Annotated in this window: 16 protein-coding genes; all 16 read right to left on the bottom strand. The window is 39.3% G+C overall.

Annotated elements, in window-relative coordinates; translation table 11 throughout:
* Positions 1-80 precede the first annotated feature (80 nt).
* The 16 genes from A5889_RS15895 to A5889_RS15820 all read right to left on the bottom strand — a co-directional run bounded on the left by A5889_RS15895 (position 81) and on the right by A5889_RS15820 (position 14,956).
* Positions 81-317: a DUF1146 family protein gene (locus A5889_RS15895; protein ID WP_087639749.1), complete on the bottom strand. Its 237-nt coding sequence runs from the start codon at positions 315-317 to the stop codon at positions 81-83.
* 550 nt (positions 318-867) lie between these two features.
* Positions 868-1,287, bottom strand: a complete 420-nt coding sequence (locus A5889_RS15890) for a F0F1 ATP synthase subunit epsilon (RefSeq protein WP_087639748.1) — start codon at positions 1,285-1,287, stop codon at positions 868-870.
* A gap of 15 nt (positions 1,288-1,302) precedes the next feature.
* Complete coding sequence (gene atpD / locus A5889_RS15885; protein WP_087639747.1) at positions 1,303-2,709, bottom strand: F0F1 ATP synthase subunit beta; 1,407 nt, start codon at positions 2,707-2,709, stop codon at positions 1,303-1,305.
* Between the two features lie 280 nt (positions 2,710-2,989).
* Positions 2,990-3,907 carry a F0F1 ATP synthase subunit gamma gene (locus A5889_RS15880; protein ID WP_087639746.1) on the bottom strand — a complete coding sequence of 306 codons (918 nt, stop codon included), beginning with the start codon at positions 3,905-3,907 and terminating at the stop codon, positions 2,990-2,992.
* Positions 3,908-3,922: 15 nt separating this feature from the next.
* On the bottom strand, positions 3,923-5,479 hold the full coding sequence (gene atpA / locus A5889_RS15875; RefSeq protein WP_087639745.1) for a F0F1 ATP synthase subunit alpha: 1,557 nt from the start codon (positions 5,477-5,479) through the stop codon (positions 3,923-3,925).
* Between the two features lie 28 nt (positions 5,480-5,507).
* Complete coding sequence (atpH, locus tag A5889_RS15870; protein WP_087639744.1) at positions 5,508-6,050, bottom strand: ATP synthase F1 subunit delta; 543 nt, start codon at positions 6,048-6,050, stop codon at positions 5,508-5,510.
* Positions 6,037-6,564, bottom strand: coding sequence for a F0F1 ATP synthase subunit B (gene atpF / locus A5889_RS15865; RefSeq protein ID WP_087639743.1), 528 nt, complete (start codon positions 6,562-6,564; stop codon positions 6,037-6,039). The genes atpH and atpF overlap by 14 nt, the downstream gene beginning before the upstream one ends.
* A 434-nt stretch (positions 6,565-6,998) precedes the next feature.
* On the bottom strand, positions 6,999-7,220 hold the full coding sequence (gene atpE, locus A5889_RS15860) for a F0F1 ATP synthase subunit C (RefSeq protein WP_086331600.1): 222 nt from the start codon (positions 7,218-7,220) through the stop codon (positions 6,999-7,001).
* Between the two features lie 35 nt (positions 7,221-7,255).
* Complete coding sequence (gene atpB / locus A5889_RS15855) at positions 7,256-7,972, bottom strand: F0F1 ATP synthase subunit A (protein WP_069664116.1); 717 nt, start codon at positions 7,970-7,972, stop codon at positions 7,256-7,258.
* Between the two features lie 338 nt (positions 7,973-8,310).
* Positions 8,311-8,775, bottom strand: coding sequence for an SsrA-binding protein SmpB (gene smpB, locus A5889_RS15850; RefSeq protein ID WP_087639742.1), 465 nt, complete (start codon positions 8,773-8,775; stop codon positions 8,311-8,313).
* A gap of 18 nt (positions 8,776-8,793) precedes the next feature.
* Positions 8,794-11,154 carry a ribonuclease R gene (gene rnr / locus A5889_RS15845; RefSeq protein WP_087639741.1) on the bottom strand — a complete coding sequence of 787 codons (2,361 nt, stop codon included), beginning with the start codon at positions 11,152-11,154 and terminating at the stop codon, positions 8,794-8,796.
* Complete coding sequence (locus A5889_RS15840; RefSeq protein WP_087639740.1) at positions 11,151-11,915, bottom strand: alpha/beta hydrolase; 765 nt, start codon at positions 11,913-11,915, stop codon at positions 11,151-11,153. Before A5889_RS15840 ends, rnr begins: the two co-directional genes overlap by 4 nt.
* A gap of 134 nt (positions 11,916-12,049) precedes the next feature.
* Positions 12,050-12,286: a preprotein translocase subunit SecG gene (gene secG / locus A5889_RS15835; RefSeq protein WP_087639739.1), complete on the bottom strand. Its 237-nt coding sequence runs from the start codon at positions 12,284-12,286 to the stop codon at positions 12,050-12,052.
* Between the two features lie 186 nt (positions 12,287-12,472).
* Entirely contained in the window at positions 12,473-12,748 is a 276-nt protein-coding gene (locus A5889_RS15830) for a GNAT family N-acetyltransferase (protein ID WP_087639738.1), read from the bottom strand.
* 2 nt (positions 12,749-12,750) lie between these two features.
* Positions 12,751-13,023, bottom strand: a complete 273-nt coding sequence (locus tag A5889_RS15825; protein ID WP_087639737.1) for a (4Fe-4S)-binding protein — start codon at positions 13,021-13,023, stop codon at positions 12,751-12,753.
* A 142-nt stretch (positions 13,024-13,165) separates the two neighbouring features.
* Complete coding sequence (locus A5889_RS15820; protein ID WP_087640408.1) at positions 13,166-14,956, bottom strand: heavy metal translocating P-type ATPase; 1,791 nt, start codon at positions 14,954-14,956, stop codon at positions 13,166-13,168.
* Positions 14,957-15,036: the final 80 nt, after the last annotated feature.

The raw sequence follows: 15,036 nt of genomic DNA, 5'->3' as shown, positions 1-15,036 counted from the left end.
TTGGACGTCTCGATCCAAAATCTTTTCTATTATACCACTATTTTATAAAAAATAGTACCTTTTCTTTTCATTCTTCATTCTTATTGGAAAAATACTATGAATAAATTACGGCACAACGCAATAAATTCTAAGAAGAATGAACTGACTGTATAACCGATCACAATTGAAAATAACACAATCAGCAAACGCACCTGATTCGTCAAATGCGCTTTAAAAAACTGCTCGATCCGAATAGACTGCATTGCCCAAAAACTTACATAAATAAACAGCATGTGACAAATGATCCGAATCAACGCATCAATTCCATAAAATTGCATAATATACTCCTTAAATTAAAAGCGGAATGAGCCCGCTTAGTCTTGACTAGAAAATAGGAAATATTGATTGAGGCGCTCTTTGCCTCACTCAATATTTATCTTTTTTCCGAAGAGCTAGCCTGTGTAGCTAGATAACAATAATGATCAACACTTTCTTACGAAAGTCTTGTACTGTTCATCATCAACTTAAATACTTTCGTTGTGATTCTCAGCAAAAGCGGAATTACCCCGATTAGTCTCAACTAGAAAATAGGACTGAGGCGCTTTTACCTCATTCAGGTTTTATCTCTTTCTCGAGAGATATCGAGCTTTTTCCCACAAAAAATGTTCATCACTAACTTTATTTTTTAATAGTATGTATCTCTCTAACTAAGTAACATAAAACCAGTTTATCACAAATCAGCAAAAACAAAAAATAATGTTTCTTATTTTTTAATTAATTACTTTTTATCTCTCAAATCCATGTATACTTTTAAAACAAGAAAAAGTCTGGGATAAAACTAGAAAACAGTTTTATCCCAGACTTTTATTCTTAATGAAGAATATACTATTACGTATGTTTAGATACATTGATCCGATTGATCGCTCGATGTAAAGCAACTGTTGCTCGGCGCAATTCATCTGTATTAGCATTTTCTTTCGCTTCTTGGATCATCCGTTCAGCACGCTGTTTTGCTCTCTCAGCACGGCTAACGTCAATGTCTCGTTCACGTTCCGCACTATCTGCGATGATCGAGATAACATCATCACGAACTTCCATGATACCGCCATTGACTGCGATCCAATCGACGTGAGTGTCGGAATCTGTTCTTTTCACACGAACCTCGTCTATCGCTAAAGGAACAATGATCGGCGCATGTTTTGGCAAAATACCGATCTCACCATCCGTCGTTTTAGCCACAACGATCGTTGCTCGGTGATCATAAACTAAACCATTAGGAGTAACCACATTTACAGTTAAACAGTCCATCTGTGTTCCCTCCTTCTAGTAATTCAACGTTTTCGCTTTTTCAATGACGTCTTCGATCTTGCCGACGCTACGAAATGCTTCTTCTGGTAGATCATCATATTTTCCATCAAGAATTTCTCTAAATCCTCTAACGGTTTCAGCAACTGGCACATAAGAACCTGGCTGACCAGTGAACTGTTCTGCTACATTGAAGTTTTGTGATAAGAAGAATTGAATTCGACGTGCGCGTCCTACCAAGATTTTTTCTTGATCAGATAATTCATCCATCCCTAAAATAGCGATGATATCTTGCAATTCACGATAACGTTGAAGTACATGCTGCACTTCTGTTGCAACTGCATAATGCTCTTCACCAACAACTTCCGGCGCTAAGGCACTAGATGAAGAAGCCAACGGATCAACCGCAGGGTAGATTCCTTGCTCCGTCAAACGACGTTCTAAGTTGGTTGTTGCATCCAAATGGGCGAAAGCAGTTGCTGGAGCTGGGTCAGTATAGTCATCGGCTGGCACATAAATCGCTTGGATAGATGTAATAGAACCCTTTTTAGTTGAGGTTATACGTTCTTGCAATTGACCCATTTCAGTAGCTAACGTTGGTTGATATCCTACAGCTGACGGCATCCGGCCTAACAAGGCAGACACTTCTGAACCCGCTTGTGTGAAACGGAAAATATTGTCAATAAACAGCAATACGTCTTGTCCTTCCACGTCACGGAAATACTCAGCGATCGTCAAACCGGTCAGTGCTACACGCATCCGTGCACCTGGCGGCTCGTTCATTTGTCCAAACACCATCGCTGTTTTTTCAATAACACCGGAATCTTTCATTTCAAAATAAAGGTCGTTCCCTTCACGAGTTCGTTCACCTACACCGGTAAATACTGAAATACCGCCGTGTTCTTGGGCAATATTATGGATCAATTCTTGGATCAAGACGGTTTTACCTACTCCGGCACCCCCGAAAAGTCCGACTTTCCCCCCTTTTAAATAAGGAGCCAATAAATCGATTACTTTGATCCCTGTTTCCAAAATTTCATTACTTGTGCTAAGTTCATCAAAAGCAGGCGCTTTTTTATGAATACCGCTACGTTCTGCTTCTTCAGGGAATGGTGCTTCCAAATCGATAGTGTCACCTAACACATTGAACACACGTCCTAATGTTTCTTTTCCTACAGGAACTGAAATTGGTTTACCTGTGTCGATAACTTCCATTCCACGTTGCAGACCATCTGTTGATTCCATAGCGATCGAGCGGATAACACCATCGCCCAATTCCAAAGCAACTTCTAATACAACTTTTTGTTTTTGTTCGCCGTTTTTATAAACGACTAATGCATTATTGATATCTGGTAAGGATTGATCTAGTGAAAATTCCACGTCGACAACGGGACCAATAACTTCAACAATCTTTCCTGAACTCATGTCTTTTCCTCCGTTTCGTTTATAGAGGTCATGAAACTATCACTTTGGCAAGAGCAGTTGGAGCACAAGATAACTAGCCACTTTTTGGCTATTTAGCTTGTGTGAAACTGTCGAAGCGCCTGATAGTTTTATACCGTTTGTAGAGGTCACAAAACTATCGCTTTGGCGAAAGCAGTTGGAGCACAAGATAACTAGCCGCTTTTTGGCTATTTAACTTGTGTGAAACTGTCGAAGCGCCTGATAGTTTTATACCGTTTATAGAGATAGTGTTTCATCCTACTTATTCTAGTGCTGCTGCACCAGCCACGATCTCTGTGATTTCTTGAGTGATTGCTCCTTGTCGAGCTCGGTTATATGAAATCGTTAAATCACTAATAATATTTTGAGCATTATCCGTTGCCGTTTTCATAGCAGTCATACCAGCAGCATGTTCAGCTGTTTTGGCATCGATAATGGCTCCATAAATCAAGCTTTCCGCATATTGAGGCAATAAATTATCAAGGATCGCTTCTTTTGAAGGTTCCAATATATATTCTTGCTCATAAGTTGTTGCTTCTTCCGGATCTAAATCTGAAATCGGCAGCATCTTTTCTACTCGAAATTGGCTTGTCAATGAATTGATGTGGTGATTATAACAAACATATAATTCATCAAAAACTTCGTTTTCATACATTGATGTTGCTGCTGAAACGATTTTTCTGACCTCATCAAACGTTGGTTGATCAGTCAGTCCGCGCAATTCATATGCAACATTGATGCCGCGAGCCTTGAAAAAATCAGCTCCAGTTCCGCCAATTGCGATCAAAACAAATTCTTCTTGTGAGTCGTGATCATCACTCATCATTTTCATCGTTTGTTTTAAGATCGAACTATTATAACCACCAACTAATCCTTTATCAGAGGTGATAACGATGTAGCCAGTCTTTTTCACTGGACGTGCTTTTAACATCGCATGATAGTTCAGATCTGAAGAATCTTCGGAATCAAAATTGTCTAGATCATCAAGGTCATTCAACTGTGATGCAACAAGATGAGTAACGATCGAACGGATTTTGGACGCATATTCTTGAAAGCTTCTAGAAGCCGCTTCTGATTTCGTCAGCTTTGCTCCTGAAACCATCTGCATCGCATTTGTGATTTGACTGGTTTTTTTAGTAGAAGCTATGCGTTGTTTGATTTCATTTAATGAAGCACCCATTTCCTGTCACCTCTCTTATGCATTTTGAATGGATTCAAGGGTATCTTTTGCTGTTGAACCCTCAGAATTGGCAGCGCTGAAGATTTCTTTGTATTCATTTATTGCAGCATCTAAATCTTTTGACTCTGGAAGGTCTTTGGTTGTTCGAATGGTTTCAAAAATTTCTGGATGTTTACCATCTAAATAATCAAATAGTTCTGATTCAAAATCTAAGATTTTTGCAACACTGATACTATCTAAAAATCCGCGAGTCAGCGCGTATAAAATCACGACTTGTTTTTCCACGGCTAATGGTGCATGTAATTTTTGCTTCAAGATTTCGACTGTTCGACGGCCACGGTTTAATTTTGCTTGTGTCGCCGCATCTAAATCGGAACCAAATTGAGTAAAGGCTTCTAATTCACGATAGCTGGCTAAATCTAAACGAAGTGTTCCGGCAACTTTTTTCATTGCTTTGATTTGTGCTGAACCACCAACACGTGAAACGGAAAGACCCGCATCTACGGCTGGACGAGTCCCAGCATAGAACAAATCGCTTTCTAAGAAGATTTGACCATCTGTGATCGAAATTACGTTTGTTGGAATATAAGCAGAGATATCTCCCGCTTGTGTTTCTACAAACGGTAAAGCGGTCATTGAACCGCCACCTAATTCATCACTTAATTTAGCTGCACGTTCTAATAAACGTGAATGTAGGTAGAAAACATCCCCAGGATAAGCTTCCCGACCTGGCGGACGGCGTAATAGTAAAGAAAGTTCACGGTAAGCAACAGCTTGTTTAGATAAATCATCAAAAGTGATCAACACATGCTTGCCGTTGTACATAAACTCTTCACCCATAGCAGCACCTGCATAAGGCGCAATATATAATAATGGTGCTGGTTGAGAAGCACCGGCAGTGACAACGATCGTATAATCAAGTGCACCAAATTTTCTCAAGGTTTCGACTTGGTTACGAACTGTGGATTCTTTTTGACCGATCGCAACATAGATACAGATAACATCTTGCCCTTTTTGGTTGATGATCGTATCGATCGCAATCGATGTTTTCCCAGTTTTACGGTCACCAATAACTAACTCACGCTGACCGCGACCGATCGGTACAAGCGCATCGATCGCTTTTAGTCCTGTCTGCATTGGTTCGTTAACAGATTTTCTTTGCATAACGCCTGGAGCTGCTGCTTCAACAGGACGTGTTTTATCCGTTTTGATTTCACCCAGCCCATCGATCGGCTGACCTAAAGGATTAACGACACGACCGATCATTGCTTCTCCAACAGGAACTTCCATGATTTTTCCAGTACGTGTTACTTTATCCCCTTCACGAATGGTTTCAAAATCACCTAGAATAATGATACCGACATCATTTGTTTCCAAGTTTTGCGCCATTCCATATGAGCCATTGGAAAATTCAACTAATTCTCCGCTCATCGCATTTTCTAAGCCGTGTGCACGGGCGATCCCGTCACCGACATATGTGACAGTCCCAACTTCTTCAACTGCTAATTCTTGTTGATAATTCTTGATTTGTTCCTTAATCAAGGCACTGATTTCTTCTGCTTTGATAGCCATTCAATTCACCTCTTTATTGTGCTGAACGTTATTTTACTAACAATTCTTGGATTCGTTCTAGTTGTTTTTGGATACTGCCGTCTATTACTTTATGATTCGCTTCGATCACGACACCGCCAATGATTGCCGGCTCGATCAGATTGATCAGATTTGCTTGTTCGTAGCCTAAAAGTGCTGCAGCTTTTTCTTCCATCCGTTGATGTTGCTCCTTTGATAAAGGAACAGCCGTTAATACGGTTCCAAGTAAAAGACTCTTATGCTCATCATATCTACGTTCATACTCATCGATCATCAATAACAGATCATTCATACGTGAGTAATTATAGACCACGTACAAAAAGTTTTTCATCGTCCCATCAAATCCGCGGATCAACTGATTCATGATCTCATCTTTTTCATAAGGTTCAAGACGAGCATCGCTCAAAATCTCACCTAAATCAGGAACTTCATGGAAAATTTCTCTTAACGTTAGTAAATCATGATAAACATCATCGGCTTCTTGCTTTTCAATTGCCAACTCGAACAAAGCTTTGCCGTAACGTTTACCTACTGTATATTTATCTAACTTCATCTGACTTACCTAAGCCTTCAATATAAGAATCGATCAATGCTTCATGAGCATCTGGCGTCAATTCTCTATTTAAAATTTTCTCTGCAATTTGTAAAGATAGGCTCGCTACTTCATCCTTTACAGAAGCTAACGCTTCATCATGTTCTTGAGAAATATCTTGACGTGCTTTTTCTCTTAAACGTGATACTTCATTATTGGTTTCTGTTAAGATTTTTTGGCGGTTCTGATCTCCACTCTCTTTCGCATCTTTGATGATTTCTGCTGCTTCGGATTTAGAAGAAAGTAATTTTGCATGACGTTCTTCTTCCATCTTAGCTGCTGCTAGTCGAGATTGTTCTGCAGAATCTAAATCGTTGGCAATTTTATCTTCACGTTTTTTCAACATTTCGGTGATTGCTTCCCAGGCAAACTTCTTGATCAGAAGCATCAAAATAAGGAAAGCACCACTTACGACGATCATGGTTCCAAGTGTTGTACTTGGGGTCGCTTCGCCGATAACTAAATGATTCAGCATGAAGTATCAACTTCCTTTCTCTGCAATTCTCGGTGGTGATTGTGTTTTACTTTAAACTGACTTGCACTTTACCTAAAACATATTTTATTAATAGCTCATTTGTACTTTTATTATTAATAAATAGTTATTATCGTTTTATTCATCAGCTGCTTAGTCCCATACTTTTTATTTGTTCGTAGTTCTAAGCTTTCTGATTCCTAATTGTGTCTTGGAAAACGGTAGGTGAATTCTAGTGAGGCTACTTTGCTTACCAAGGACAACTCAACAATAGTTTTGATTTAGCAATCGCTGTGAGTCCTAGTTTGGTCACTTCGCTCACCTTCGTTCGCCAAGTACTGCTCAACATCAGCTCTGCTTTTAGCAATCGCTGTGTTTCGCAGCAAAGAAAGCAGCACGCATTCTCTCAAACTTTGTGCGCCCTGCCTTCTAAGAAATTATTTGAACACTAATAACAATGCAATAACTACACCTAGAATTGGAACCGCCTCGATTAAAGCTACCCCGATAAACATTGTTGTTCTTAATTGGCCAGCCATTTCTGGTTGGCGTGTCATTGATTCAAGTGTTTTAGAGATAACCTTTCCGTTACCATATGCTGCCCCGATTGCTGCTCCGAAAACTGCGATTGCAGCTGCGATATAATTTAATCCATCCATGTTGTTTTCCTCCTAAAAATGATTGTTTTTATTATTTATTCTTCGACTTCAACTTTATGAGCCATGTAAACCATTGATAATGTAACAAAGATAAATGCTTGGATCGCTCCGATAAATATTGAAAATGCCAGCCAGATCATCTCTAGCGGTATCGCTAGGGGAATTGCCCACAGACCTGTACTTGAAACAATACTTGCGATCAATCCCAGTAAAACCTCTCCGGCAAAAATATTACCGTATAGACGTAATGCCAATGTTAATAAGTTCGTAAATTCTTCCATGATCTTGATCGGCATCAAAAATGCTACTGGACTCAAAAAGCTATTTTTAAAATAACCTTTCAATCCAAATCGACTCACACTAAAGAAATGAGTCAATACGATCATGATCAATGCTAAGGTCAAGGTAACTAATGGATCGGCCGTTGGGCTCTTCCAATACGTATAATCACCAATCACAACTTTTGTCACCAGGCCAATAATATTGGCAACCAAGACAAACATAAACATTGTAAATGAAAGTAGGTGAAAATTCGATACTTCTTTACTTGGCATATTGTCGGTAATGATCCCCCGAACAAAATCAATGAGATACTCAATCACATTTTGCTTGCCTTTTGGTTTCATTTGAAGATTTCTTGTGCAGAAATAAACGATCCCAAAGACAATAACACATGTCAACAGTACCATTAAACAAATGGTGCCATCAAACCAAATCGGCCCAATTTTGAAGAGTAGTGTCTTCTCTTCCAACTTATTTCACCTCTTTTCCAACAAACTTATAAGAAGCGTTTTTTGCTTCTCTTTTTTAATCACACGTATCATACCACCATCAATGAATAATATCAAAAAAAATCTATGAAAATAAGACACTTCTTTTGATCTGACAAAAGATTAAAAGAATAGGGTCCTAATGGTATCTGACGGCATGAAGACGAGTTACTGAAAAAACGATGAAAACTCATCAGTGCCCTTACACTCTATCAAATTTTCCGCATAAGATAAAGCAAAGAAATGAAATATGCGAAAAAGAATAAAATAACCACTTAAAAGCACTTTTTCTATCAAAAAACAACAAAAAATTTAATCATTTATCGCAAATTATTTTTTAATGTACGATCGATTTCCCGATTGATTTCTTTGCGTTTTAAGTCTTCTCGTTTGTCATATTGCTTTTTCCCTTTAGCAAGTCCGATCAGGACTTTCGCATAGCCGTTTCGAATGTAAACTTTCAATGGAATGATTGTGATTCCTGTGTTTTTCGTTTCCGTCGTCAATTTCGCGATTTGCTTTTTATGCAATAATAGTTTTCTTGTGCGCAAAGGATCGTGATTAAAGATATTTCCTTGCTCATAAGGACTAATATGCACATTGAGTAAATAAGCTTCGCCATTTCTGATACGTACGAAACCATCTTTCAAATTGATGCGGCTATTGCGGATCGACTTGATTTCGGTTCCTTGTAAAACCATTCCTGCTTCCATTGTATCAACAACAGTATAGTCATGCCTAGCTTTTCGATTTTGGGCAATCAATTTGCCTTCTCCTTTTGGCATAGCTGTACCTCCAATTTCTTATTTTTTCTTCGTTTTTTTGCCTTTACCTTTTTTCTTAGCAACTTCTTTATAAAAAGGTTTCTTACCTTTTTTCTTGTTTTTCTTTTGGGTAAATGGTTTCTTATCACGACCACGCTCCCGATCTTTACGATCATCACGTCGTTTACGACCATCTTGCCGTTTCTTTTGTTTAGGTGCTTCCAGTCTCTCAACTTCTTCTGCTTCTAAAAATTCAAAATCGATCTCACGTGTTTCCGGATCGGCCTTTTCTACTCTAACCTTAACTTTTTGACCGATCTTCAAGGTCATACCTGTACGTTCACCAACCAGCGCCATGTGGTTTTCGATATAATGGAAATAATCTTGTTTCAAATTGTTGACGTGAATCAAGCCTTCGATCGTATTTGGTAATTCCACAAAGAAACCAAAGCGAGCGACTGAACTGATGATCCCTTGATATTCTTCACCGATCTTATCTGCCATAAATTCAGCTTTCTTCATTGCATCGACTTCGCGTTCCGCTTCAACTGCGCGTCGCTCCATTTTTGAACTATGGTCTGCGATATCAGGTAAATGTTGTTCCCACTTTTCTTTCAGTTTTTCAGAAACATTTCCTTCATAGCTGCGGATCAAACGATGAACGATCAAATCTGGATATCGTCTGATCGGTGATGTAAAATGCGTATAGTATTCGGCTGCTAGACCATAGTGTCCATAATTATCCTCAGAGTAACGCGCTTGCTGCATACTGCGCAACAGCATTGTATTGATAACTGCTTCTTCGGGTTTATCAGCTACTTGCTCTAATACTCTCTGAAGATCCTTTGGTGTGATATCTGTTTTTGTTCCCTTGACTAAAATTCCTAAAACTGCTGCAAAATCGAAGAATCGCTGCATCTTTTCTTCTTTCGGCTGTTCATGGATCCGATAAATAAACGGTAATTTAAGATCATGGTAGTGCTTCGCGACTGTTTCATTAGCAGCCAGCATGAAGGACTCGATCAAACGCTCACCAACACCACGTGTTCGCAATAAGATATCTTGTGGATGCCCCTTGGCGTCAACCAATACCTTAGCTTCACGATCTTCAAATGAGATCGCTCCTCGTGTCTCCCGCATTTGTTCAAGTATTTGGTGAAGTTCACCCATTTCCTTAAACATAGGAACTAACTCTTTGTATCGCTCCATTGTTTCAGGATTTTGTTCCTCTAGAATCTCATTGACTGCCGTATAGGTCATTCGCTCGGCAGTTTGAATCACACTTCGGAAAATATCATGTTTGACTACATGACCTTCCGGCGTGATCTCCATTTCACAGCTCATCGTTAGACGAGGAACATGTGGATTCAATGAACAAATACCATTTGATAATCGTTGAGGAATCATCGGTACTACACGATCTGTCAAATAAACACTTGTTCCACGTTCATAGGCTTCAATATCAAGTTCGCTGCCTTCTGTTACATAGTAAGAGACATCAGCGATATGCACACCTAAGAAATAGTTCCCATTTTCTAATTTTTGAACAGTGACCGCATCATCTAAATCTTTTGCATCTTCTCCATCGATCGTTACGATCAATTGATCACGCAAATCTCTGCGTCCCTTTATATCATCCTCTGAAATAGCATCTGGTACTTTATCTGCTTCGTCAAGGACAGGATCTGGAAAGCTTGTTGGAATTCCATGGGCAACAACGATCGATAAAATATCCATGCCTGGATCATTTTTATGTCCAACGACTTTTTTGACCAATCCTTCCAAACTTCTTGGGTATTCTTTCTCAGGATAATGTGTCACTTCGACGATCACAATGCTGCCGTCGACTGGTTTGATTCCTTGGGCTGCAATATTGAAGGTTAGTCCTGCCATCTTTTTATCCTTTGGCACTGCATAACCATACAGATCGGTTTCACTGACTTCTTTGTCATCATAAGCGATAAATTCGCCTACGACTTGAGTAATCGCTCTTGTTTTGATCTCGACGATTTTGCCTTCTGCTCCGCGATCAGAAAAAGGATCAGCAGTTTGCACAATATCGATCGCTACAGTGTCCCCATCCATTGCAAAATTGACTGCTTCTTTTGGGATATATACATCCGCTTCTTCCGGATCGATCGTCACAAAACCAAAGCCGCGTTCATTCGCACGAAAAATGCCTTCGACTGTTACATCCTTTTGCCGCAACTTGATTTTGCCTTTTTTAGTAAATTCTACGGATTTTTCCCGTTCCATTGCTGCGACTGTTTGAACCAGCAGCTTAAAATCTGCACTTTTTTGCAGCTTAAGTCCCTCCGCAATTTCTTCCATAGAAAAGCTTTTCTTACTATGATTTTCCATGAAAAACAGGATATTCTCCTTGATTGTTTGTTTTGTCATTCGTTCTCCTCATTCCAAGACAGTGTGTTTAAAAATGCTGCCACGTCTTGTTCTAATTGTTTATGTTCTGGTCCAACTGTTACAGCATGTCCACCGTTTGGATACCAGTTTAATGTAAATCGTGTTTGTGTGAGTGCTTTAGCGCTTTGATAGACACCTGTCGCATCAATCATTTCATCATTACCAGCTTGAGCCATAAAAAATGGCACCTGTACTTGATTCAATTTTTCAGCTGTTTTAGTGGAAAACTGTTCAATATCTGCTAGCTGTTCGTGAGAGTCAGCCTTGATGTTGGTTAAGCGGTCGATGCGCTCATCTTCTGGAACACCAGCAATGCTCAATACTTGCTCCGCATACAAAGCAAAATTTTCAGGTACATTGTTTTTGACTGGAAAAATCGGTGAGCAGAAAAATCCTCCGCCGATCACACCTTCTAATTGATCTGCTAATGCTGCTGTTGCGAAAATCCCGCCCATTGAAAGACCAAAAACAGCGATTTGCGAATAGCCTTTTTCTTTTAAAAATTGAAGAGCATTTATTGTGTCCTGCTGCCAGTCTACTGTTGTTTTTTCCAAAATATTTTCCGGATCAAACGTTGCATGACCGGAAAAATTTGGTGAGTACACCGTGTAGTTTTCTTTTTCTAAATAGCGACTAAGCATACGCATGTCATTGCTGCTTCCTGAATATGCATGCAGTAAAAGAACTGCACGAGGACCATTTTCGGTAAATAATGGTTTAGGTAGATTTGTTATTTTCATTCTATGATTCACCTCATCCTCATTTTAGCACATTATCGGCTGAAAACCTTATGAAAAGAAAGGTTGCTGACTTTTTTCCGTTGCTTTTTGAGGAAATAAAAAAGTCCCTCAGTAAATGAGGGACTTCAAAGGTCTTACTTTGATGATAATAATACTAAGACAAATAATAGTAACATCCAAACAGCGCCAATCACTGCTGTTGCTCTTTGCATCACAGCTTCAAAACCACGAGCTTTTTGTTTGCCGAAAAGTTTATCTGCTCCACCTGTAAAGGCACTTGCTGCGCTATTTTGTTTGCTTGGTTGCATCATTACAGCAATGACCATCACTACTGACAAAATGACTACAAGTGTTAAAATAAAATTATACATAGTTTAATTCTCCCTTATTCACAAAATACATCTACTATACTTTAGCATAATTCTTTTTTAAATACTAGTTAAAATTGAAAAATGCTCTGTCTTTTTGTCGGAAAAAAGTCTAGGATGCCACTCAGTGAGTCGCATCCTAAACTTTTAATTGATGGATTCTAAACATCAGAAGAATCTCTATTTTTATTACGCTCTTAAGACATCTTTATATTCTGGCTTTGTATCAAATTCTTTTTTTGCGAACGGACATAACGGAATAATTTTTTTCCCTTCTCGACGGGCTTTTTCCACCCCTTGATAAACTAATTTTTCAGCTAGTTTTTGACCTCTGTACGCTGGATCAACAAATGTGTGGTCAATGATCATCATTTCAGTGCCTGCATCTGACCAAGTCATTTCACCAATTTCTTGGTTTTCGTCGTTATATAAAGCAAAACGCCCTGTTTCTTCTTTGATTTCCATTCTTATTTTCCATCCTTTCGAATATACTTTAATGCCCCGCTCGGACATGTATTGATTACCCGAATATCGTCTTCTACTCCGCCATTATCTGCGATGATCCAAGGACGACGTCCTACTTCAAATACATCAGGATTGCCCCGCACACAATTACCAATGTGAGCACAAATATCCTTGCTATAGTATATATCTAATTTTTCTCCCGAGTATTTACGATACCCTTGGTCTAAAAGCATCTCCTCTGTTACATTTTTTCCATCGATTTTACTGCCGTCCATCGTTTTTCCTCCTCATCTAACAAGCACTACTAAAATTTGATACATGTTTTTTAGCCTCTTGTTACTGAAATTAGATAACACGCTTTATCTATAGCTACATTTTAACAACTTAAAACCAGCAAGGCAACTAATCGTTCCTACATCAATCATTTCTAGCCCGTAGTGAAGAAAGGATCGACACAGTATCTACCACTTCCTGCAACACTGCCCCAAATAAAGCTGGAATCACTCCTGTACTAGCGATCAGCATCAAAATAGTACAAATAGCAATACCGATCAATACAGATTGCTTAGCAATTTTCATCGTATCTTTTGAGATTTTAACCGCTTTACTGACCTTTTCTAAGTCATCTTTTAAAATAACCGCATCTGCCGTCTCACTTGCAGCACTTGACCCATGAGCACCCATCGCGATTCCGATATCTGCAACAGCCAAAGAAGGTGCATCATTGACACCATCGCCTACCATGATCACTGGACGACTTGATTCTGGCAATTTTTTCAACACGTCGATTTTATCTTGAGGCAAACACTCTGAGTGAATTTCTGTAATGCCGACTTCTGACGCGATCTCTTCGGCAATTTTCTGATGATCTCCAGTCAACATCAATAAATGACTGATTTGAAGCTTTCGAAGTTGGCTCATCGTTTGCTTAGCTTCTGGTCTAACACTATCAGTGAAAGTAATATATCCTAAATAGTGGTCATTCATAGAAACATAGATAGCTGTTTGCTCTGGGATATCTTCTATTGTATCTTTTGAAACAAATGTTGGCTTACCGACAAGAATCGTGTTTCCTTCAATAATCGCTTTCACACCAGCACCAGTTGTTTCCTCAAGACTCGAAACCTTTTTCAAGCTATGACTTTTTGATGCATAATTGACAAGCGACCGTGCTAAAATATGACTTGATTCTTGTTCAGCACTCGCTGCTAAAACAAGTAACTCATCCTCAGCAATAGACCCTAAAGCAACAACTTGTGCGACAGAAAGTTCTCCTTTGGTGATCGTCCCAGTCTTATCAAAAGCGATTGTTCTTGCATCGGCTATTTTTTCTATAGAAGTTCCAGTTTTTATAACGATCCCATTCCTACTTGAACGGTTCATGCCGGCAACTAAAGCAATCGGAGCTGCTAAAATCAACGGACATGGTGAAGCAACAACTAACACTTCCGCAAATCTAGTTGGGTCCTTTGAAAAAAACCAGGCAGCTCCAGCAATCACATAAGCGGCAATCGTAAAAGGCACAGCATAGCGGTCAGCCATGCGAACAAAATGTGCAGGCTGCGTTTGGGACTCTTTAACCAGTTTCACAATCATTTGATATTGACTGTCTGCGGCTGTCTTTTCTGCTTGGATCGTCAAAGAACTTTCTCCATTGATAGAACCCGACATCACAGAATCTCCAAGATTTTTGTTTACTGGACGTGATTCACCGGTCAAAGATGCTTCGTCCACCGCTGACTTGCCTCTCAAAATTTTGCCATCGACTGGTATGATTTCTCCTGGTTTCACGACTAGCTCATCACCAATTTTGATTTGCTCGACACGAACATCAGATAAGGAATCACCTAACAGCCGATGAGCTATTTGAGGAGAATGATCCAAAAGCGACTTCAATTCTTTATTCGCACGCTTTGCTGCATAGTCTTCCAAAGAATCACCACCGGTCAACATGATCAGAATCATCAAGCTTGCCCAATACTCACCGACGGCCAATGTGGCAACAATTGCTGTGATCGCTAGTATATCCACGCCATAGCGCCCTGACTTTAGTGTGTGGATCATCTCTATCAGCATTGAAAATGCCATAATCGAACCCGTTATTAAAATAATACCAAATGCAAATGAAGGTTGATGAAGAATAAATTCAAATAATAAAGCTAGTATTCCTGTGCTGATCGTGATCAGTAATTTTGTCAAATGTTTCATCGTAGCCACGCCTTTCACAAAAGATCTCTTTTAGTCAAGAATACCCTCAAAGAACAATAGAACAAAACCAAAAGGCTTAA

The sequence above is a fragment of the Enterococcus sp. 9D6_DIV0238 genome (assembly GCF_002174455.2).
Classification (GTDB): domain Bacteria; phylum Bacillota; class Bacilli; order Lactobacillales; family Enterococcaceae; genus Enterococcus_L; species Enterococcus_L dunnyi.
The sequence above is the reverse complement of the archived record's forward strand: the minus strand, read 5'-3'. Positions and strand labels throughout refer to the sequence as shown.

Bases quoted from the DNA above. Each gene is read 5' to 3' on its own strand.
- A5889_RS15895 (WP_087639749.1), bottom strand. From the start codon at position 317: ATGCAATTTTATGGAATTGATGCGTTGATTCGGATCATTTGTCACATG.
- A5889_RS15890 (WP_087639748.1), bottom strand. From the start codon at position 1,287: ATGGACTGTTTAACTGTAAATGTGGTTACTCCTAATGGTTTAGTTTAT.
- atpD (WP_087639747.1), bottom strand. From the start codon at position 2,709: ATGAGTTCAGGAAAGATTGTTGAAGTTATTGGTCCCGTTGTCGACGTG.
- A5889_RS15880 (WP_087639746.1), bottom strand. From the start codon at position 3,907: ATGGGTGCTTCATTAAATGAAATCAAACAACGCATAGCTTCTACTAAA.
- atpA (WP_087639745.1), bottom strand. From the start codon at position 5,479: ATGGCTATCAAAGCAGAAGAAATCAGTGCCTTGATTAAGGAACAAATC.
- atpH (WP_087639744.1), bottom strand. From the start codon at position 6,050: ATGAAGTTAGATAAATATACAGTAGGTAAACGTTACGGCAAAGCTTTG.
- atpF (WP_087639743.1), bottom strand. From the start codon at position 6,564: ATGCTGAATCATTTAGTTATCGGCGAAGCGACCCCAAGTACAACACTT.
- atpE (WP_086331600.1), bottom strand. From the start codon at position 7,220: ATGGATGGATTAAATTATATCGCAGCTGCAATCGCAGTTTTCGGAGCA.
- smpB (WP_087639742.1), bottom strand. From the start codon at position 8,775: ATGCCAAAAGGAGAAGGCAAATTGATTGCCCAAAATCGAAAAGCTAGG.
- rnr (WP_087639741.1), bottom strand. From the start codon at position 11,154: ATGACAAAACAAACAATCAAGGAGAATATCCTGTTTTTCATGGAAAAT.
- A5889_RS15840 (WP_087639740.1), bottom strand. From the start codon at position 11,915: ATGAAAATAACAAATCTACCTAAACCATTATTTACCGAAAATGGTCCT.
- secG (WP_087639739.1), bottom strand. From the start codon at position 12,286: ATGTATAATTTTATTTTAACACTTGTAGTCATTTTGTCAGTAGTGATG.
- A5889_RS15830 (WP_087639738.1), bottom strand. From the start codon at position 12,748: ATGGAAATCAAAGAAGAAACAGGGCGTTTTGCTTTATATAACGACGAA.
- A5889_RS15825 (WP_087639737.1), bottom strand. From the start codon at position 13,023: ATGGACGGCAGTAAAATCGATGGAAAAAATGTAACAGAGGAGATGCTT.
- A5889_RS15820 (WP_087640408.1), bottom strand. From the start codon at position 14,956: ATGAAACATTTGACAAAATTACTGATCACGATCAGCACAGGAATACTA.